This is a genomic window from Reyranella sp. (assembly GCF_965279465.1).
In the GTDB taxonomy this organism is placed as follows: Bacteria; Pseudomonadota; Alphaproteobacteria; order Reyranellales; family Reyranellaceae; genus Reyranella.
Map to the genome: position 1 here is coordinate 6,615,267 of NZ_OZ257242.1, position 19,784 is coordinate 6,635,050.

At 68.0% G+C, this 19,784-nt stretch carries 20 protein-coding genes; 9 read left to right on the forward strand and 11 right to left on the reverse strand.

The window, feature by feature from the left end; translation table 11 throughout:
- Positions 1-12: 12 nt before the first annotated feature.
- On the reverse strand, positions 13-858 hold the full coding sequence (locus tag ACQY8M_RS32100) for an SDR family NAD(P)-dependent oxidoreductase (RefSeq protein WP_428664867.1): 846 nt from the start codon (positions 856-858) through the stop codon (positions 13-15).
- Positions 859-916: 58 nt separating this feature from the next.
- On the opposite strand from ACQY8M_RS32100, the gene ACQY8M_RS32105 reads away from it, so the two are divergent.
- Entirely contained in the window at positions 917-1,789 is an 873-nt protein-coding gene (locus tag ACQY8M_RS32105) for an S-methyl-5'-thioadenosine phosphorylase (protein WP_428664870.1), read from the forward strand.
- Positions 1,790-1,909: 120 nt separating this feature from the next.
- Here ACQY8M_RS32105 and ACQY8M_RS32110 read toward each other — a convergent pair whose 3' ends face one another.
- Positions 1,910-2,668, reverse strand: a complete 759-nt coding sequence (locus ACQY8M_RS32110; RefSeq protein ID WP_428664873.1) for a 5'-methylthioadenosine/S-adenosylhomocysteine nucleosidase — start codon at positions 2,666-2,668, stop codon at positions 1,910-1,912.
- Positions 2,669-2,698: 30 nt separating this feature from the next.
- Here ACQY8M_RS32110 and cysQ point away from each other — a divergent pair, with 30 nt between their 5' ends.
- From cysQ to ACQY8M_RS32130, 4 genes are all read left to right on the forward strand, one after another.
- Positions 2,699-3,493, forward strand: a complete 795-nt coding sequence (gene cysQ / locus ACQY8M_RS32115; protein ID WP_428664876.1) for a 3'(2'),5'-bisphosphate nucleotidase CysQ — start codon at positions 2,699-2,701, stop codon at positions 3,491-3,493.
- Complete coding sequence (locus tag ACQY8M_RS32120) at positions 3,490-4,443, forward strand: L-threonylcarbamoyladenylate synthase (RefSeq protein WP_428664878.1); 954 nt, start codon at positions 3,490-3,492, stop codon at positions 4,441-4,443. The genes cysQ and ACQY8M_RS32120 overlap by 4 nt, the downstream gene beginning before the upstream one ends.
- Before the next feature lie 22 nt (positions 4,444-4,465).
- The gene (locus ACQY8M_RS32125; RefSeq protein WP_428664881.1) at positions 4,466-5,938 is read left to right on the forward strand and encodes an FAD-binding oxidoreductase; all 1,473 of its coding nucleotides are present in this window, start codon (positions 4,466-4,468) and stop codon (positions 5,936-5,938) included.
- Positions 5,939-6,073: 135 nt separating this feature from the next.
- Positions 6,074-7,501: an FAD-binding oxidoreductase gene (locus tag ACQY8M_RS32130; protein ID WP_428664884.1), complete on the forward strand. Its 1,428-nt coding sequence runs from the start codon at positions 6,074-6,076 to the stop codon at positions 7,499-7,501.
- Between the two features lie 157 nt (positions 7,502-7,658).
- Here ACQY8M_RS32130 and ACQY8M_RS32135 read toward each other — a convergent pair whose 3' ends face one another.
- The 4 genes from ACQY8M_RS32135 to ACQY8M_RS32150 form a co-directional block, all read right to left on the reverse strand.
- Positions 7,659-7,973 (reverse strand): hypothetical protein, encoded by a 315-nt coding sequence (locus tag ACQY8M_RS32135; RefSeq protein WP_428664887.1) that lies wholly within the window; start codon positions 7,971-7,973, stop codon positions 7,659-7,661.
- Positions 7,961-8,827: an isocitrate lyase/PEP mutase family protein gene (locus tag ACQY8M_RS32140; RefSeq protein ID WP_428664890.1), complete on the reverse strand. Its 867-nt coding sequence runs from the start codon at positions 8,825-8,827 to the stop codon at positions 7,961-7,963. The genes ACQY8M_RS32135 and ACQY8M_RS32140 overlap by 13 nt, the downstream gene beginning before the upstream one ends.
- A 106-nt stretch (positions 8,828-8,933) precedes the next feature.
- Positions 8,934-9,815, reverse strand: coding sequence for an FHA domain-containing protein (locus ACQY8M_RS32145; RefSeq protein ID WP_428664893.1), 882 nt, complete (start codon positions 9,813-9,815; stop codon positions 8,934-8,936).
- Positions 9,816-10,042: 227 nt separating this feature from the next.
- Entirely contained in the window at positions 10,043-10,822 is a 780-nt protein-coding gene (locus ACQY8M_RS32150) for an enoyl-CoA hydratase/isomerase family protein (protein WP_428664895.1), read from the reverse strand.
- 71 nt (positions 10,823-10,893) lie between these two features.
- On the opposite strand from ACQY8M_RS32150, the gene ACQY8M_RS32155 reads away from it, so the two are divergent.
- From ACQY8M_RS32155 to ACQY8M_RS32165, 3 genes are all read left to right on the forward strand, one after another.
- Complete coding sequence (locus ACQY8M_RS32155) at positions 10,894-12,684, forward strand: acyl-CoA dehydrogenase (protein WP_428664898.1); 1,791 nt, start codon at positions 10,894-10,896, stop codon at positions 12,682-12,684.
- 116 nt (positions 12,685-12,800) lie between these two features.
- The gene (locus tag ACQY8M_RS32160) at positions 12,801-14,045 is read left to right on the forward strand and encodes a cytochrome P450 (protein ID WP_428664901.1); all 1,245 of its coding nucleotides are present in this window, start codon (positions 12,801-12,803) and stop codon (positions 14,043-14,045) included.
- A 1-nt stretch (position 14,046) separates the two neighbouring features.
- Positions 14,047-14,574, forward strand: coding sequence for a deaminase (locus ACQY8M_RS32165; RefSeq protein WP_428664904.1), 528 nt, complete (start codon positions 14,047-14,049; stop codon positions 14,572-14,574).
- Here ACQY8M_RS32165 and ACQY8M_RS32170 read toward each other — a convergent pair.
- The 5 genes from ACQY8M_RS32170 to ACQY8M_RS32190 form a co-directional block, all read right to left on the reverse strand.
- Positions 14,496-15,665, reverse strand: coding sequence for an MFS transporter (locus ACQY8M_RS32170; RefSeq protein WP_428664907.1), 1,170 nt, complete (start codon positions 15,663-15,665; stop codon positions 14,496-14,498). The two genes, ACQY8M_RS32165 and ACQY8M_RS32170, sit on opposite strands and share 79 nt — an antisense overlap.
- A 65-nt stretch (positions 15,666-15,730) precedes the next feature.
- On the reverse strand, positions 15,731-16,495 hold the full coding sequence (locus ACQY8M_RS32175) for a DUF899 domain-containing protein (protein ID WP_428664909.1): 765 nt from the start codon (positions 16,493-16,495) through the stop codon (positions 15,731-15,733).
- A gap of 100 nt (positions 16,496-16,595) precedes the next feature.
- Positions 16,596-17,654, reverse strand: coding sequence for an adenylate/guanylate cyclase domain-containing protein (locus tag ACQY8M_RS32180; protein WP_428664912.1), 1,059 nt, complete (start codon positions 17,652-17,654; stop codon positions 16,596-16,598).
- Positions 17,655-17,727: 73 nt separating this feature from the next.
- The gene (locus tag ACQY8M_RS32185) at positions 17,728-18,183 is read right to left on the reverse strand and encodes an SRPBCC family protein (RefSeq protein WP_428664915.1); all 456 of its coding nucleotides are present in this window, start codon (positions 18,181-18,183) and stop codon (positions 17,728-17,730) included.
- A 29-nt stretch (positions 18,184-18,212) separates the two neighbouring features.
- Entirely contained in the window at positions 18,213-18,422 is a 210-nt protein-coding gene (locus ACQY8M_RS32190) for a hypothetical protein (protein ID WP_428664918.1), read from the reverse strand.
- Between the two features lie 133 nt (positions 18,423-18,555).
- Between ACQY8M_RS32190 and ACQY8M_RS32195 the strand changes: the two genes are divergently transcribed.
- Positions 18,556-19,776 carry a helix-turn-helix domain-containing protein gene (locus tag ACQY8M_RS32195; RefSeq protein ID WP_428664921.1) on the forward strand — a complete coding sequence of 407 codons (1,221 nt, stop codon included), beginning with the start codon at positions 18,556-18,558 and terminating at the stop codon, positions 19,774-19,776.
- The last annotated feature ends 8 nt before the right edge of the window (positions 19,777-19,784 follow it).

Genomic DNA, 19,784 nt, shown 5'->3' on the forward strand with positions numbered 1-19,784 from the left:
TGTTGAGCAGTCCTAGCCTTCACTGACGCCGAAAGCCTGGCGCATCGCCTGCACGCCCTGCTGGTGCGGAGTCCACAGCCGGCCGCCAACCACGCCGCCATCAACCACCAGGTCGTGGCCGTTGATGAAGGTCGACTCGTCCGACGCGAGGAAGACCGCGGCCCTGGCGATGTCGTCGGTCCGGCCGGCACGCGGGATGGGCTGCAGCGAGGCCATGTTCCTGGCCGCCGCCTCGGCATAGCTGTCGGCCTTACCGGCCTCCACGCCGAGCGCCTTGGCGAAGATGCCGGTGGCGATGCCGCCCGGAGAGATCGAGTTGCAGCGCACGTTCTTCTCGCCGAGCTGCATCGCCGCGCACACGGTCAGGTGGTTCACGGCGGCCTTCGCTGCGCCGTAGATCATCGAGGTCGAATAGCCGGCGCGGCGGCCGGCGATGCTGCCGTTGTTGATGATGCTGCCCGAACCCTGCTTCATCATGATCGGCGCGGCGTGCTTCATGCCGAGCATCACGGACCGCACCAGCGTCGCCATCGCCGCGTCGAAACCCTCGACCGGGATCGTCTCGATGCCGCCGACCGGGGCCGGTCCGCCGGCATTGTTGAACAGGCAGTCGAGCCGGCCCCACCGCGACAGGCAGGCCTCGAACATCGCCTTCACGTCGGCTTCGTCGGTCGCATCGGCCTTGAAGAAGAGGCAGTTATCCTTGCCCAGGCTCGCTTCGAGCGACTGGCCGAGCTCGGCGCGCCGGCCGGTCGCCAGCACCTTGGCGCCCTCCGCCACGAAGATCTCGACGGTGCGCCGTCCGATGCCGCTGGTCGCACCGGTGACGATGGTGATCTTGCCGTCAAGCCTGGCCATGGATATCTCCCCCTCTTCCCGGCCGGGATGATACACCAAGCGCGAGCAGGAGAGGCGAATGACGGTATTGGGAATTCTGGGGGGTAGCGGTGTCTATGAGATCGCCGGCCTGAAAAACGCCGAATGGCGGCGCGTCGAATCGTCCTTTGGCAAGACCTCCGACGAATTCCTGTTCGGCGAGCTCGACGGACAGGCCTTGGTCTTCGTGCCGCGCCACGGCCGCGGCCATGTCCATTCCCCGACCTCGATCAACTATCGTGCAAATATCGACGCGCTGAAACGGGTCGGCGTCACCGATATCCTGTCGCTGTCGGCCTGCGGCTCGCTGCGCGAGGACCTGCCGCCGGGCCATTTCATGATCGTCGACCAGTTCATCGACCGCACCTTCGCCCGGGAGAAGAGCTTCTTCGGCGAAGGACTCGTGGCGCATGTCTCGATGGCGCAGCCGACCTGCAATCGGCTGGCGCACGCCATCCACGAGTGCGCGAAGGAAGCCGGCTTCCCGATCAGGTTCGGCGGCACCTACATCGCGATGGAGGGTCCGCAATTCTCCAGCCTCGCCGAATCTAATCTCTACCGAAGCTGGGGCTGCGACGTGATCGGCATGACCAACATGCCGGAGGCCAAGCTCGCCCGCGAGGCCGAGATTTGCTACGTGACCGTCGCCATGGTGACGGATTTCGACTGCTGGCATCCCGACCATGACCATGTGCAGGTCGCCGACATCGTGCGCGTGCTGCTCGACAACGCCGAGCGCGCGAAGACCCTGGTCGCGATGATGGCCCCGCGCCTGAAGCAGAGTCGCCCGGCGCCCTGCCCGTCCGGCTGCGACCGCGCGCTAGAGCATGCGCTGATAACCTCACCCACGGCGCGCTCGCCCGAGATGGTGAAGAAGCTGAGCGCCGTCGCCGGCCGCGTGCTCGGCAGATAGCGAGCCGACTTCTTTGCTGGGAGCGCGGCTCTCCAGAGCCGCTCTTTCTTCAACTTGTCGCATCCCAAGAGCGGCTCTGGAGAGCCGCGCTCCCAGCGAAAACCATCAGCAGGCGTCGCCTCAGATCACGGGCGCCAGCCGGTGCGCGACCTGCGAAGCATAGCGCGAGGCAACCGGCAGGAAGGCGCGGAAGTCGAGGTGGCTTCGCGCGCTCGCGAGGTCGCTCAGGCAGCGGACGTTGACGAACGGGATGTCGCCCCAGCGCCGCGCCACCTGGGCGACCGCCCCGCCTTCCATTTCGACGGCCTGCGCCGAGAACTGGAGATGCAGGCGTGCCCGCAGCGCGTCGGAATTCACGAAGCTGTCGCCGGTCAGGATCGTGCCGAAATGGGTCGCAGGCTGGCGCCGGCCGACGCCCACGGCCTCGGGCAACGGCTCGAGCGCGAGCCCCTGCACCGCCTCGCGCAGGCGAGCGAGAAGCGGCGCCGATTCGGGATAGCCGGGGGTCGGATCGTCACCCAGCGAGGGCCGGCTGCCGGGCTGGATCGTCAGGAATCCGTCTTCCTTGTGCACGCCATAGTCATGCTGGGCATGACTGATGCCGATCACCACGTCGCCAACACCGAGCGCCGGATCGAGCCCTCCCGCCACCCCGCACATCATCAGAGCCTGACAATCGAAACGGTCGAGCAGCAGCGACGTGGCCACGCCTGCATTGACCTTGCCCGCCCCCGATTCGACGAATACGGCGTCCCGGCCGGCAATCTGCCCGCGCCAGAACGACAGGCCGCCGATCCGGTGCGCGGCGCCAGACTGGTCGGAGAGATGGGCGAATTCCTCGGGCAAGGCCGATATGACGCCGAGAAGCCTGTTTGCCATGGTCGATTGGGCTATAAGGTCGCCGCTCCAATGTCCATGCCCCTTCCCGACCTCTCCTCCCTGCGCGACGCCTGCACCGGCCTCGCCCGCGATGCCGCGCGCGAGATCATGCGCATCTATGCCGGCGATCTCGGCGAGCGCACCAAGGCCGACAAGAGTCCGGTCACCGACGCCGATCACGCCGCCGAGGCGATCATCGTCGCAGGACTGCGCAAGCTGACGCCGGACCTCGCGGTGGTTGCCGAGGAGGAGATGTCGGCAGGCCACGTGCCCGAGCTCAAGGGCCGCCCGTTCTGGCTGGTCGATCCGCTCGACGGCACCAAGGAATTCATCAAGAGGAATGGCGAGTTCACGGTGAACATAGCCCTCATCCAGGATGGCCGCCCGACGCTCGGCCTCGTGCTGGCGCCCGTGCCCGACACGCTGTGGCGCGGCGCCGACGGCTTGGGCGCCGACAAGAGCGAGAACGGCGGCGCCTTCGCCGCGATCGCCGTGCGCACGCCGCCGGCGGCGGGGCTGACCGCCTGCGCCAGCCGCTCGACCGCGATCTACAGCGACCTCGATATCTGGTTCCGCAACAACGGCCTTACCGTCGCCGAGCGTGTCCAGGCGGGCTCGTCGCTGAAGTTCTGCCTGATCGCCGAGGGCAAGGCCGACATCTATCCGCGCTTCGGCCCGACCAACGAATGGGACACGGCGGCGGGCCAGGGCGTGCTCGAGGCTGCCGGCGGCGAGGTCGTCACCACCGACGAGCGGCCCCTCGTCTACGGCAAGCCGCGCTTCGGCAATCCGCATTTCATCGCCCGGAGCAAGGCGGCACGATGAGCCTCGCCGAGGCCGCGCGGCTCATCCGGGCGGGCGAGTTGGTCGCCTTCCCGACCGAGACGGTCTATGGGCTCGGAGCCGACGCCACCAACGAGCGCGCCGTCGCGAAGATCTTCGAGGCCAAGGGCCGCCCCCATTTCAATCCGCTGATCTCGCACGTGCCGGGCGCCGCAGAGGCACAGCGCTTCGTCGCGTGGAACGAGACGGCCGACCGGCTCGCCGCGAAATTCTGGCCAGGCCCACTGACGCTCGTGATGCCGCGCTCGAGGGGCTCGACCATCGCCCTGCTCACGACGGCCGGGCTCGACTCCGTGGCGATCCGCGCGCCGGACCATCCGATGGCGCTGGAGCTGATGCGTGCCGCCGGTGTCCCGATCGCAGCGCCGTCGGCAAACCGCAGCGGCGCCGTTAGCCCGACCCTCGCCGCGCATGTCGCTGAATCGCTCGGCTCGCGCGTATCGCTGATCCTCGACGGCGGGCCTTGCACCGTAGGCGTCGAATCCACCGTGCTCGATCTCACGGGTGAGACGCCGACGCTGCTGCGTCCCGGCGGCGCAACGCGCGAGGCGATCGAAGCGGTGATCGGGCCGATCGCCCTCAGCCACGTGCTGCCGACCGGCGACGCCGCGCGCAAGTCGCCCGGCCAGCTCGCCAGCCACTATGCACCGTCCCGGCCGGTACGGTTGGAGGCGGCCCAGATCGCAGCCGATGAGGGGCTGCTGGCGTTCGGGCCGCGTCCCCTGCCCGGCGCGCGTCTGACCCTCAATCTCAGCCCCTCCGGGGATCTCACGGAGGCCGCCGCCAATCTCTTCGCCCAGCTCCGCGCGCTCGATCGTCCGGAGATCGCCCGCATCGCCGTCATGCCCATTCCGCAGACAGGACTGGGCCTTGCGATCAACGACCGGCTGCGCCGGGCAGCGACGGATGACGGGTCACGCCGACAAGGCTAGACTCCCGGAAACGCGAGGAAACATGCCCGATAACATCATCCAGCCGACCATTCCCACGACACCGGTGACGCCCGCCATCCTGGAGAGCCTGCGCGCCATCGTCGGCGACAGGGGCCTGATCGCGGACGACCAGGGCAAGGAGCCTTTCGTCACCGACTGGCGCCGCTCGCGGGTGGGTACGGCATCGGTCGTCGTGCGGCCGGCCAGCGTCGAGGAAACCTCCAGGGTCGTGAAGCTCTGCTACGAGCACGGCATCGCCATCGTGCCGCAGGCTGGCAACACCGGCCTGATGGGTGGCGCCACGCCGTGGCCGACGCACCAGGGCATCGTCCTCTCGGTCGGTCGCATGAACAAAGTGCTGAGCGTCGATCCGGTCGGCTATTCGATGACCGTCGAATCCGGCTGCATCCTGCAGACGCTGCAGGAGACGGCGGCAGCGCATGACCGCTTCTTCCCGCTCAGCCTCGGCGCACAGGGTTCATGCCAGATCGGCGGCAACCTCTCGACCAACGCCGGCGGCGTACAGGTGCTGCGCTACGGCAACGCGCGCAACCTGGTGATGGGCCTCGAGGTCGTGCTGTCCAACGGCGACATCTGGAACGGGCTGCGCTCGCTCAAGAAGGACAACACCGGCTACGACCTCAAGCACCTGTTCATGGGTGCCGAAGGCACGCTCGGCATCATCACGAAGGCAGTGCTGAAGCTGTGGCCGGCATCCAAGGACGTCGCCACCGCCTGGCTCGCCGTGCGCGACCCGCAGGCGGCGATCGAGATCCTGTCCGAGGCGCATTCGGCGTCGGAGGACAATGTCGAATCCTGCGAGATGATGAGCCGCGAGGCGACCGAGATGGTGCTGCGCCATATCCCGGGCGTTCAGGATCCGCTCAAGGCCGACACGCCCTGGTACCTGCTAATGCAGTGGTCGTCGTCGCGGCCCAAGGCCGAGGGCGCCGAGGGCATGTCGGAGAAGATGGAGCAGTTCCTCGGCGAGCAAATGGAAGCAGGCCGGGTGCTCGACGCGGTGATCAGCCAGAGCGAGAGCCAGGCGCGTAACATGTGGAAGATCCGCGAGGGCGTGGCCGAAGCCGGCCGCGCCGAAGGTCCGGGCCTCAGCTACGACATCTCGGTGTCGGTCTCCAAGATCCCCGAGTTCATCGACAAGGGGATCAAGGCTGCGCTGGCCATCCTGCCCGGGCTGCGACCGCATCCGCTGGGCCACATCGGCGACGGCAACGTGCATTTCGGCTTCGGCGCGCCGAAGGGCATGGATCGCGCGACGCTTCAGCAATACGCGCCGGCGGTGACGCGCGCGGTCAACGACCTGATCACCTCGATGGCGGGCTCGATCTCGGCCGAGCATGGCATCGGCATCGAGAAGCTCGACGAGCTGGCGCACTACCGCAGCAGGATCGAGCTCGACACGATGCGCACCATCAAGCGGGCGCTCGATCCCAAGAACATCATGAATCCCGGCAAGGTGCTGCGGCTCGCATGACGGCAACGGTGTCATCCGATAACGGCAACAGTGTCATCCCGAGCGCAGCGAGGGATCTTTAAAGCCATGAGCAAAGATCCCTCGCTGCGCTCGGGATGACATGGAGCGCTTGAGATGACAGGGAGTGAGTGACTGATGTCGTTCGTCGAAAAGCTGCGCGCCATCGTCGGCGACAAGGGGCTCGTCCTCGACAAGCAGGGGATGCACCCCTACCTGACCGACTGGCGCGAAAACTATCTCGGCGCGGCGCTGGCGATCGTGCGGCCGGCAACGACCGAGGAAGTCTCCGAGGTGGTGAAGCTGTGCGCGGCCGAGAAGGTCGCGATCTGCCCGCAGGGCGGCAACACCGGCATGTCGGGGGGTGCCACGCCGCAGGAGGAAGGACTCGAGATCGTCCTGTCGCTGACGCGCATGAACCGCATCCTCGAGGTCGACAAGGTCGGCTACTCGATGACCGTCGAGGCCGGCGTGATCCTGAAGACGATCCAGGAAACGGCGTCGGACCACGACCGGTTGTTTCCGCTCAGCCTCGGCGCCGAGGGAAGCTGCACGATCGGCGGCAATCTCTCGACCAACGCCGGCGGCGTGCAGGTGCTGCATTACGGCAACGCGCGTAACCTTGTCATGGGGCTCGAGGTCGTGCTGCCGAACGGCGACATCTGGAACGGGATGCGGGCGCTCAAGAAGGACAATACCGGCTACGACCTGCGCGACCTCTATCTCGGTGCCGAGGGCACGCTGGGCATCATCACCAAGGCGATCCTGAAGCTCTGGCCCAAGCCCAAGGACGTGGCAACCTCGTGGAATGCCGTCGCCTCCCCCGCGGCCGCCGTCGAGCTGCTGAGCGGCGCCTACGCCGCGTCGGAAGACAACGTCACCTCGTGCGAGCTGATGGGCCGTCAGGGCATCGAGCTGGTGTTGAAGAACATCCCGGGCGCCCTCGATCCGCTCGCGGACAAGCACGACTGGTACGTGCTGCTCGAATGGTCGTCGAGCCGGCCGCCGCGCGTGGGTGCGAACCAAAGCGGCCTGCGCGAGAAGATGGAAGCCTATCTCGGCGAGGCGATGGAAAAGGGCCTCGTGCTCGACGCCGTGGTCGCCCAGAACGAGGCGCAGGCACGCGCCTTCTGGGGCTTGCGCGAAAACCACTCCGAGTCGCAGAAGCGCGAAGGCCCATCGATCAAGCACGACATCTCGGTATCGGTCAGCAAGCTGCCGGACTTCGTGACGGAAGGCCTCGCCGTCATGAACAAGGTGCTGCCCGGCTGCCGGCCCGTCCCGTTCGGCCATGTCGGCGACGGCAACCTCCATTTCAACTGCCAGTCGCCGCCGGGCTGGAGCAAGCCGCAGTTCATGCACCACGGCGAGGCGATCAGCGGCGCGATCTACGATCTCGTGACGAGCTACGGCGGCTCGATCTCGGCCGAGCACGGCATCGGCCGCATCAAGGTCGACGAGCTCACCCACTATCGCAGCCGGATCGAGCTCGACGTCATGCGCTCCCTCAAGCGCGCGCTCGACCCGCACAACATCATGAACCCCGGCAAGGTGATCCGCGTTTAGCTCCCCTCGAGTCGTCTCTTTCCGCCTCATCGGGTATCGCTCACGCATCTGGATCGTCGAGGAGCTGATCCGGCACGCGAAGTCGAAAGGAAACGTGTGGTTCGCCACGCACGCCGAGGTCGCCGCCTTTGCCAGGCAGCACGCGGATTGAAGCGGCTTACGGACGCTTGTCGTCCCGACGGTCGACGATTTCGTAAGTCACATCCGTCACCTTGTGATCGTCGGCGCGCTGATCGGTATGCGCCGGCGGTCCTGACGCAGAAGGGCCGCCGAACAGGCGGCCGACCCAAGCCCGCAGCCTGTACAGCAGGAGGATCACCAGCACGACGGCCACGAAGCCGGCGATCACGGCAAAGCCCAGCACGGCCAGCACGGCAAAGCCGATCAGCCCGAGCGCCGCCTGCAGCCACACTCGGGGTGGCAGGCGGGCAATCAGTTCGAAGAAGTTCGGCCGGCCGTTCACTGCGCCCACTTCTTCTCGAAGTCCCAGACCTCCGAGAATCCCATCAGAGAATGCATGTCACGGTATTGCGGCACGGCAACGCCGCTGCTCGTGCCCTTGTCCTTGAGGAACTCCCAGGCCTGGCGCATCGCCTCGGCGGCAACGCTGAAACCGAGCCCCGGATAGATCGCGACATCGAAGCCCCACTTCTTCAGCTTGGCAACCTCGGCGCGCGGCGTCTTGCCGAACTCGACCATGTTGGCGAGCAGGGGCTTCTCGATCTCGCGGCCGATCTGCTCGAGCTCCGCCTCGCTCTCCGGCGATTCGACGAAGATGATGTCGGCGCCGGCCTGCTCGTACAGCTTGGCGCGGCGCAGCGCCTCGTCCAACCCGAGCGCGGTGCGCGCATCGGTCCGGGCGATGATGAGGGTCGCTTCGTCGCGGCGCGCCTCACAGGCGACCTTGAGCTTCAGCACCATGTCCTCGGCCGGCACGACCCGGCGACCCGGCGTATGGCCGCACTTCTTCGGCATCTCCTGGTCCTCGATCTGGATCGCCGCGACACCCGCCGCCTCATAGCCCCGCACGGTGCGCTGCACGTTCAGCAACCCGCCGTAGCCCGTGTCGGCGTCGGCCATCAGCGGCGTGTCGATCACCGCGCAGATCATCTCGGCCCGTCCGACCATGTCCGAATAGGTGGCCAGGCCGGCGTCGGGCAGGCCGAGCATCGACGCCGTGGCGCCGTAACCGGTCATGTAGAGTGCGGGAAAGCCCATCTTGTCGGCGACCCGCGCCGAGATGCCGTCATAGATGCCCGGCGCCAGGATGAATTCGCCCTTAGCCAGCTGCTCGCGCAGGGCGCGTGCCTTTACGTTGACCGTCATGTTTTCCTCTTTTCCGACCCGCACGACGAGTGAGTCTAGCAGCCCGGTATCGATGCCGCGAGCCCGCCGCTCGCCAGGTCTATGTCGGTCGTCGGAGCTGCATTTCCTAGATCTGCCGGATCGACAATTCCACGTCGCCCAGGCGCAGGCGCCCGCCGACCTGCAGCGGTAGGCACATTCCGGCGGGTACGGGCTTACCGTTGACCGACGTGCCGTTGGTCGATCCGAGATCCTCGATCTGCAACGCCTCGCCGGCCAGCATCAGGCGCGCATGGCGCCGCGAGACCGTGGCATGGGACACGATCAGTTCACAGTGACCCGCGGCACGGCCGATCACCATGCCGCTGGACGATGAGGCGAGCCTGTCCAGGGAAACGTCGAACGCATATGGCACACCTGATGAGTCGGCGCCTTCGACGCGCAGCTTCACCTGCGGTGTCGATTGCGCCGTCGTAGCAGCAGCGCGTGCAGCCTGCCGCACATGGAAAACATGGATCGGCCGGCTCACGTTCTTCAGCCGATGCTCGCCGCCATCGATGAAGGCATAGTCGAGCCGAAGCTCGGTCATGTCGCGTACGGCGCGCGATACCGCGATGCCGCCCGGCTCGGCGATGCCCTGGATGCGGGCGGCAAGGTTGACGCCGTCACCGAAGATGTTCTGGTCTTCTTCGTCGACGATCACTTCGCCGAGATGCACGCCGATGCGAAAGAGCATGCGCTGCGCGTCGTCCAGGGACTCGTTGAACAGGGCCATCCGTTCCTGGATATCGATTGCAGAGCTCACCGCCGCCACGGCCGAGTTGAACTCGGCGAGCAGCGCATCGCCGGCGGTGCCTACGAGACGGCCACCGCCCGCTTCGATGGCCGGCCGCCAGACGTCGATCTGGGCCGTCTTCAGATTGCGGAAAGTGCGGGATTCAGCACCCTCCATCAGCCGGGCGAAGCCCGCGAGGTCGGCGTGGACGATGGCGGCGAGGCGACGCTGCATGGCGACAGTCTAGCGGCCCGATCGCGCTCCCGCGCCCTTGTTCGGAATGGCTGGCGCCAAGAACTTCCCTCCCCCGTCATCAGGGGAGGTGGCGGCGTAATCGCCGACGGAGGGGGACGGCGGCGGAGATGGTGCGTCACGCCCCCTCCGTCGCCGTATGACGGCGCCACCTCCCCCGCAAGCGGGGGAGGCAGGAAGAGAGGAGATCGGCTTCTACCTTTTCGGCCTCAACGCCCCTTGAAGGCCGGGACACGCTTCTCGCGCAGGGCGGTCAGGCCCTCGCGCAGGTCCTCCGAGGTCTGGCATTCGCGGATGCCGTCGCGGATCCGGGGAATGTCGGGCTCGGCCTGGGCGAACTGCTCGATAGCGCGCTTCATGTTGGCCATGGAGAGCGGCGCCAGGCCGGCGAGCTTGGCGGCGGTTTCGTCGACCTTCGCGGCGAACTCCGAACGGTCGACGAGCCAGTCGAGATAGCCGACTCGCAACAGCGCTTCGTCGGTGAAATCCTCGGACAGGAGGAACGCTCGCTTGGCGAAGCTCGGGCTGACCTTCTGGGTGTAGCGGCGCAGGCCGCCCGGATAGTAGTGCAGGCCAAAGCGCGCCGCGGGCATGAAAAAGCGCATGCCCTTCACGCCAAGACGGAAATCGCACGCCAGCGCCATGTCGGTCGCGCCGCCGTAGACGCCGCCGTTCAGCGCACACAGTGTCGGCATGCGCATCGCTTCGAGCCGGTCCATCACCGTCTCGAAACTGTCCTTGTGAGTTTCCGACGAGGGGCGCGCCTCCTTGCCCGCCGGGATCGAGCCCAGGTCGTAGCCCGAGCAGAAGGTCTTCTCGCCCGTGCCCGTGAGGACCGTGACGCGCACGTCGGGATCGGCATCGGCTTTCTCGATCGCCTCGCGCAGCTTGCCCAATCCTGCCGTATCCAGGCGATTGTGCTTGGCGGGATCGTTGAGGGTGATGGTGGCGCGAGGGCCGTCGATCGTGAGCAGAACTGTATCGGTCATGGCGCAGAGACTAGCCGACCGGGTGGCCGAAGGCGACCACGCGCGGCATAGTGCGGCCCCGGAGGATTGACATGACTTACACTGCCCCGCTCGCCGACATGCGTTTCGCCCTGCGCGAAGTGGCCGGGCTCGGAACCGTCGCCGCGTTGCCGGGCTACGAGCATGCGACCGACGATCTCGTCGACGCCGTGCTCGAGGAAGCCGCCAAGCTCGCCGGCAACGGCCTCGCCCCGCTCAACCGCGACGGCGACAAGGTCGGCGCCAGGCTGGAGAACGGGGTGGTGCGCACGGCGCCGGGTTTCACCGGCATCTACAAGGAATTCGTCGACGGCGGCTGGAACGCCCTGCCCTTCGACCCGGAATTCGGCGGCCAGGGCATGCCGTGGCTCATCGCCGCCACCGTTCAGGAGATGTGGCAGTCGGCCAACATGGGCTTCGGCCTGGTGCTGCTGCTGAACCAGGGCGCGATCGACGCGATCCACCACCACGGCTCGGCCGAGCAGAAGGCGACCTACCTGCCCAAGATGATCTCGGGCGAATGGACCGGGACGATGAACCTGACCGAGCCGCAGGCAGGCTCCGATCTCGGCCAGCTCAAGAGCCGCGCGGTGAAGAGCGGCGACCACTACCTCGTCACCGGCCAGAAGATCTTCATCACCTACGGCGAGCACGATCTCACCGAGAACATCGTGCACCTGGTGCTGGCGCGCACGCCCGACGCACCGGCCGGTGTGCGCGGCATCTCGCTGTTCATCGTGCCGAAATTCCTGGCCGGCGCCGACGGCAAGCCGGGCAGGCGCAACGACCTGCGCTGCGTCTCGCTCGAGCACAAGCTCGGCATCCATGCCAGCCCGACCTGCGTCATGAGCTTCGGCGACGACGGCGGCGCCGTCGGCTATCTGGTGGGCGAGGAAGGCCGCGGCCTGTCCTACATGTTCACGATGATGAACAACGCCCGCCTGTCGGTCGGTATCCAGGGGCTGGCAATCGCCGAGCGCGCCTACCAGCAGGCCGCCGAGTTCGCCAGGAGCCGCGTGCAGTCCAAGGACGACGGCAGCCCGCAGCCGCAGCCGGTGTCGATCGTCCACCATGCCGACGTCCGCCGCATGCTGATGAGCATGCGTTCCCAGATCGAGGCAATGCGCGCGCTGGGCTACTACACCGCTGCCGGCATCGACGGCGCGCTGCGCCATCCCGACAAGGCAGCGGCGCGCAAGACACAGGATCGGGTCGATCTGCTGATCCCGATCGTGAAGGCGTGGTTCACCGACCTCGGCAACGAGATCGCCTCGACCGGCGTGCAGATCCATGGCGGCATGGGTTTCATCGAGGAGACCGGCGCCGCCCAGCACCTGCGCGACGCGCGTATCCTGCCGATCTACGAGGGCACCAACGGCATCCAGGCGCGCGACCTCGTCGGCCGCAAGGTCGCCAAGGACGGCGGCGAGACGATGCTCGGGCTGGTGACGGAAATGCGCGCCACGGCGGAGGAGATGAAAGCCGCGCCGGGCGATGACCTTGCCGCGATCCGGGCGGGCGTGGCTGCGGCGGCCGATGCGCTGGAAGACGCCACCCGATGGGTCGCGCAATCGGTGAAGGGCGAGCTGGCGAACGCGCTGGCGGGCTCGGTGCCGTTCCTGCGGCTGGCGGGCACGGCGCTGGGCGGCTGGCTGCTGGCCCGCAGTGCGCTGGCGGCCCAGAGCAAGCTCGCCACGCGCGACGGCGACCCCGCCTTCCTCGAGGCCAAGCTGATCACGGCACGCTTCTACGCCGAGGTCATCCTGCCGCCGGCACTGGCCCAACTCGGGCCGCTCAAGGCAGCTGGCCGCACGGTGTTCGCTCTGACGGAAGATCAGTTTTGACGAGGATCATCGTCTTCCGGACCGCGAGCGTCCCGCTCGCTCATGGGCATGAGCGAGCGGGACGCTCGCGGTCCGGAAGAGCATGAGCGCCTGTCTCCCATGAGTGGAGCGCTCCGATGAGCGATGGCCTGATCGAGCTGCCGGAGGATGAGGCGCGCACCTTCGCCGAACGCTTCGATCTGGCGGCGCTCGAGCCCGCTTTCCTGGAGAATCCCTTCCCGCACTATCACGCGCTGCGCCGCTTCGCGCCCGTGAAGCGCCTGCCCGACGGCAGCGTGTTCCTGTCGCGCTATGCCGATGTCGCAGTTTGCTATCACGATGCGCGAATGCGCTCGGACAAGAAGGCCGAGTTCGGCCCGAAGTTCGGGATCGGCACGCCGCTCTATCGCCATCACACGACCAGCCTGGTGTTCAACGACCCCCCACTGCACACGCGGGTCCGCAAGCTGCTGGCCGCCGCCTTCACGCCGCGAGCGCTCGCCGCGATGCGGCCGCGCATCGAAGCCATCGTCGACGGCCTGATCGAGCGCCACGCCGGCACCCGCCGCATGGACCTGGTCGAGGACTTCGCCTTCCGCCTGCCCGTCGAGGTGATCTGCGACATGCTGGGCGTGCCGCCGGGCGACCGTGCGCCATTCCGCCGCTATTCGCTCGCCATACTGGGTGCGCTGGAGCCGGTCGCCGGCCCGGAGCGGCAGGCGGCGGGCAATGCGGCGGTTTCGGAATTCTCCGCCTATCTCGACACGCTGGTCACGGAGCGCGCCAGACGGCCCGCCGACGATCACGACATTCTGGGAACGCTGATCCACGGCACGGTGGACGGCGAGCGGCTCGGCCACGACGAGCTGGTCCAGAACTGCATCTTCCTGCTGAACGCCGGCCACGAGACGACGACCAACCTGATCGGCAACACGGTCGATGCGCTGCTGCGCTTTCCCGACCAGCTCGCGCGGCTCAAGGCCGACCCGAGCCTGATCAGGAGTTGCGTCGAGGAGGGCCTGCGTTTCGAGAGCTCGAATCAGCTCGGCAACCGCCGGCTGGCCGAGGCGATGGAGATCGGCGGCGAGACACTGCCCGCCGGCACCTACATCCATATCGGCATCGGCGCGGCCAACCGCGATCCGGCACAGTTCCCCACACCCGACCGCTTCGACGCCGCGCGCGAGCCCAACCGCCATTTCGCTTTCGGCGCGGGCGTCCACATATGCCTCGGCTCGGTGCTGGCGCGGCTCGAAGGCACGATCGCGATCGGCCGGCTGGTGGCGCGACTCGACGGAATCGCGCGCGACGGCGCCTATGAGCGCGGTGGCCGCGCCCGGTTCCGCGGCTTCACGCGCTATCCGATCGCCTGGGAGGCCTGACATGCAGGAGATCGTCGACCGGCTGCTCGAGCAGGCAGTCGCCGCCGCCACCGGGAGCCCGAACGAGATCCGCAAGGTCGGGGCGGTGCTGGTGACGGCCGATCGGAGCACGGAGATCGCCGGCTGCAACACCTTCCCGCCCGGCGTCAGAGACCTCCCGGAGCGCGTCGTCGGCGACAATCGTTTCATCTGGCTCGAACATGCCGAGCGAACCGCGATCTTCGAGGCCGCACGGCGCGGGCTCGCCACCGACGGCGCCATGCTGGTGTCGACGTATTTTCCCTGCACCGACTGCGCCCGGGCGATCGTCCAGACCGGCGTGAAGACCGTAGCCACGCCGCGTCCCGAATTCGACGATCCGGTATGGGGCGAATCGTTTCGCACATCCGCCACCATCCTGGCGGAAGGCGCCGTGAAGGTCGTCTTCCTCGCGGAGGGCCAGGACCAGATTCATCGGCGGATCTGGGCCAAGGCGAACGCCATGCCGGCCGCCGCCAGCAACAGCGGCCCTTTGATCGAGAAAGCGTAAAGCGCAGCACCGCCCAGCGCGCCCACGATCCAGGCGGCGGACATGGCGGCCTGCAGGCGACCCGCGACGTGGCCCTGCCGGTGCGCGCCGCCGATCACCGATGCCGCGGCGGTCAGGCCCGATTGTGCCAGCCCGTAACCGGTGCCGAGCACGGCGAAGGCCGCGATCAACCAACCTGAGGCTGGCGCAAGCACGCCGCCACCGATGCCAAGCAGGCAGATCGCGAGACCGAACCTCAGCAAGGCGCGGGATCGAAGGGCCAAGGCTCGAACGAGGAACGCCTGCACGATGAACGAACCGGCGGCGAATGAGGCCGAGGCGAGGCTTGTGTTTCGAATGGCCACCGCGGTGTCGAGGTGGAAGCGGTCCTGGACATAGAAGGCGGTCGTTGGCTGCAGCGCGCCGAAGCCCAGGACCATCGCAAAGGCCAGCACCAGATAGGGCCTGAGGCCATCGGCGGATGGCACGGTGGCAGAGGCTGCTGCCGGCCGCTGGCGGCCGTCACGCAGGCCGAAGACCGTCGCAACAGCGGCCAGTGCGATGACGGCGCCGGCGGCGGCCACGGGCACCGCGAGCCCGAAGCCGATCAGCGCGGCGGCCAGGATCGGGCCCGCGATGCTGCCGACGCCCACGGCCGCGCCGACCAGCGCGACTGCGGCCGTCCGCTCTTCGGCGGTCGTGGTGTCGGCCATGATGGCGATCGCCGCCGGCTGTATGCCACCCGCAAGCAGGCCGTAGATCACCCGCGCCACCAGAAGTCCGATCAAGGCCCCGGACCAGCTCGCCCAATACAGGCCAGCGAACAGGAACAGGGACACCGCCGTCCCGGAGAGCCCTGCGACCATCACTGGCATCCGGCCGATCCTGTCCGACAACCGTCCCCAATGCGATGACGTCAGGAAGAACAGCAGCGCCGACGACGCGAAGATCGCCCCGACCTCGATCTCGGACAATCCGATGCCGCGGCCGAACAAACCCAGGGTCGCGAAGACGGTCGCGTTTCCCACGGTCGCCGCGAAGACGGAGAACAGAACGATTGCCGATCCCACCGCAGCAGCGTCGGCGAGACGGCTGCCGCGGTGAAATGACAAATCATTGCCGTGCGTTACGGGTCATTGCGCCGTGTTACAGGCCATGAAGATGGTGACGACCTCGCTCAGGGCTTGCCGTATTCGTCGTGACGGCGGAACCACGGTCCGGTCTCGTTGCGGCCCTTGGGCGCGCGGTCGAGCCACTGGTACATGCCCCACAGGCCGTCCAGCCCGCGCGCGAAGGTCGAATAGGTGTGGTAGACGGCGCCGTCCTCGCGCACGAACGCACTCAGGCCCGGCCGGTCGAGCGAATAGGTGGGCGCGTCGGTGCCGGATGCCGCTGCGAACTGGACGACAGCTTCCGGGGCCGGCGTGATGTCCATCGCATGGCCGGCGCGGCGGTAGTTGTACTCGACGATGCCCTCGCGCTGTTGCGCCGCGGTGAATGCGACGTTGAAATCGAAGTTGAAGTCGCTGCCGGCAGAGGACGCCCAGGGAAACGTCCAGCCCATCCGCTGCTTGTAGGCCTGCAGCTTGGGAAGCGGTGCCCGCGACACCGCCCATAGTGCGACGTCGTGGTTCTCCAGGTGGACGGCGATGCCGTCGAAGCCGTCGGCAATCGACGAGCATGACATGCATCCGGCCGTATAGTCGGGCCCGAACATGAAGTGATACACGAGGAGCTGCGAGCGCCCGCGGAAAAGCTCCGCGAGCGAGGCGCTGCCGACATCGGTCTCGAAGCGATACGTCTTGTCGATCCGCACCCAGGGCAACTCCTGGCGCCGCCGCGCCAGCGCGTCGCTGCGGCGAGTCAGCTCCTTCTCCGCCTCGTTGAGCTCGATCCGCGCCGCCAGCCACTCTTCACGTGTTCCGATCGTGTGTTTCGTCATCGTCCTTCTCCTCGGGTTGTCGGTCACGACCGAGAATGGGGTCGGCGATCGAAAGGCGAGAGTGACAAGTGTGGCGGGATTAGAACGGCGCCTGCTGGCCTCACGCATCTGGCAGCGTGAAGACGGCACAGGGCCTCGCAATGCCGCGTAGCACGTGGTCACCCAAAGGCACCAGCGGAGTGGCAGTCCCAGCGGCGATCGCGCCTGAGATCAGCACCGATCGGCCGAGCGGCCGGCATAGTCCCTCCAGCCGGCTGACCAGGTTGACGGCGGGGCCGATGGCGGTGAAATCCAGCCGGTCGGCCGCGCCGATATTGCCCCACAGTATGTCGCCGAGATGCAGCGCCGCGCCGAACGGCAGCGGCGGCAGCCCCTGTGCTTGGCGTTGCGCATCGAGGTGGGCCATGCCGGCGCGGACGGCGGCGACCGCGCGCAAGGCCGCCTCGCAGGCCTCCTCCGGCGTGCCGGCGACAGGGAAGATCGCCAGCACGCCGTCGCCGATGAACTTCAGCACCTCGCCCCCAAACGCCTGGACCGCCCCGGCGACGCGCTCGAACCAGGCGTCCAGGGCGGCGATCATCGCCGCGGGCGCCGTCGCCTCGGAAAGGGCGGTGAAGCCACGGAGGTCGGCGTAGAGCAGCGCGGCGCGGATCATCTCCCCGCTGCCGCGGCGCAGCGCACCGGCCTGAACCCGGGCTGCACTTCGGCGACCGAGATAGGCTTCCAACAACGCCGCCAGCGCCAATCGCGCAGCCGAGGCAGCCAGGGGCGCGACGGCGAAGCGGGCCGCTTGGCGCAGCCGGCTGGCCTCGCCGGGATCGAACGGGCGGGTGCCGGCCCAGGCCAGTACCGGGCTGTCCGGCGCCGGACCGATCTTGTTCTCCTGCACCGGGCCGAGGCGGGCCAGCCAGTCGCGCCCTGCTTCGCCAAGTGGACTCCCTATGAAGCCCAGCGCTTCGATGACCTCCCCCGTCTCCGCCCGCCACAGCCACGTGCGGCGCGCGACGATCGGATGGGGCACCGCAAGTGTGAGGGCGCCGCCGGCCATCGGCAGGCCGTCGGCCAGCAGCCGCCCGCCGAGCTCGATCAGGAAACGGTCCGGGCCGGGCGAGGCGCCGGCCTCGTCGACCAGCCAGGCGAGAGGCACGGGCAGATCCACCGCGCGATCATGCCGCTACGAGATCGTTCCTGTCATCCGCGCCGCGGCAGTCGCGCCGGAGAATCGGGCCCGCTCAATCCTCGTGGGTCCGGCCGGCCATGGGATCCGGTCCCGGATCGCTCCCGGCGGCAACCTTGGCCAGCCGGTCGAGGTAGTGAGCCCAGCCTTCCGCATGGCTGGCGCGCTGCTCGGCGTTGGGCAAACCGCTGTGAGTGAGCCGCAGCAGCGTTCCCGCCGGCTCCTCGATCAGGTCGATCTCGAGCAGGCTGGACCCTGGCGGCACCACCTCGCTGCCGTCCCAACCGAAGCTGTAGGCCAGGCGGTGCACCGGCACGACCTCGCGGAAGTAACCGCGCGCGAAGCGGGCGCCGGTGATATTGACGAGATAGAGCCCGCCGGGGTGAGGTTCGATCTCAGCTTCCGTTCCCATCCAGCGCAGGATCTTCTCCGGATCGGTCAGGAGGGCGAACACCGCGGCGGGCGGCGCAGCGACGTGCGTCTCGCGTCGAACGACGTTGACGTCTTGCATCGGTCTCTCCTGTGGCTGCACAGCATGCATCAACGGGTGGCACTTCGCCGTCTGAAGACCAGTTTCAGCCAGGGCACCGAATGAAAGGCGCTCATCAACACGTACATCGCCGCCATTCCGGTCAGTGGCGCCCTCTCGTTCCCGACCGAGCAGAGCCCATCCGGACCGCCGCCAAGAACTGTCAGCAGCGCCATGAAGGCGAAGGTCGGCATCGCCGCAAGCGACAGCCAGTCGGCCACGCCACCGGCAGCCGCATTGGGATCTGGAGAGTGAGTGTTCACCGGACTATGCCTGCCGATACTGGTCGTTGGTCCCGAGGTAGATTAGGACCGGACATCGCATGGCGAGAGTGACAAGTGTGGCGGGATTCCCATGGACTCGCTGATCACGGCCGCGGCGCGGGCGCTCGCGGCGGGCGACCCGCTCGGCGCGCTGGACCGCGTCGCATTGCGCGACGATCCTCCGGCGCTTGCGCTTCGTGGCATCGCGATGGCGCAGCTCGGCGATCTCGTTCGCGCCAAGGCGCTCCTGAAGCGAGCGGCGCGCGCCTTCGGTCCGAAAGAGCCTGTTGCTCGTGCCCGGTGCATCGTCGCCGAGGCAGAGATCGCGCTGGTCTCGCGCGACCTGGGTTGGCCTGCGAAGGCGCTCGACGCCGCGCGGACGACGCTCGAGGAGCACGGCGACCGGGCAAACGCCGCGCACGCACGACATCTCGAGGTCCGTCGCCTCCTGCTGATCGGGCGTCTCGACGATGCCGAGCGCTCGCTCGCCGGGCTCGACCCCGCCCCTTTCCCACCCGCCTCGAGGGCGGCCCACGAGCTGGCAATCGCGGGAATCGCAATGCGGCGCCTGCGCACGAAGGCCGCGCGCGACGCCCTCGCCCGGGCCGGACAGGCCGCGCATCTTGCCGGCATCCCGGCGCTGACGGCTGAGGTCGCGAACGCATCCCTCTTCCTGGATGTGCCCGCGGCGCGCCTCGTGGCTCGCGGCGAGGAGCGACCACTCCTGCTCCATGAGGTCGAGGCATTGCTGGCGTCAGACGCGCTGGTCGTCGATGCATGCCGTCACGTCGTACGCAAGGGCGGCATCGTGGTTCCGCTCGCAAGACGCCCCGTACTGTTCGCGCTCGCTCGCGCGCTGGGCGAAGCGTGGCCGCAAGACGTGCCGCGAGACGCGCTCGTGGCACGGGCGTTCCGGGCAAGGCACGCCGACGAATCGCATCGTGCGCGGTTGCGGGTCGAAGTCGGACGTCTGCGCAAGCTCCTGCGCACGCTGGCCGACGTGAGCGCCACGAGGCGGGGGTTTGCGCTGGTGCCGCGCCGCGGACGCGACGTCGTCGTGCTCGCGCGGCCAGTCGAGGAGGAGCACGCTGCGGTGCTCGCCCTCCTCTCCGACGGCGAGTCGTGGTCGAGCTCGGCTCTGGCGCTTGCGCTCGGCGCCAGCCAGCGCACGGTGCAGCGGGCACTCGACTCGCTCGCGGCAGCAGGCAAGGCGCAGTCGGTCGGGCACGGGCGGGCGTGTCGCTGGATGACCCCGCCCGCGCCGGGAATCACGACGACCTTGTTACTCCCTGCTCCCCTGCCGCCTGGCTAGGATCGGCG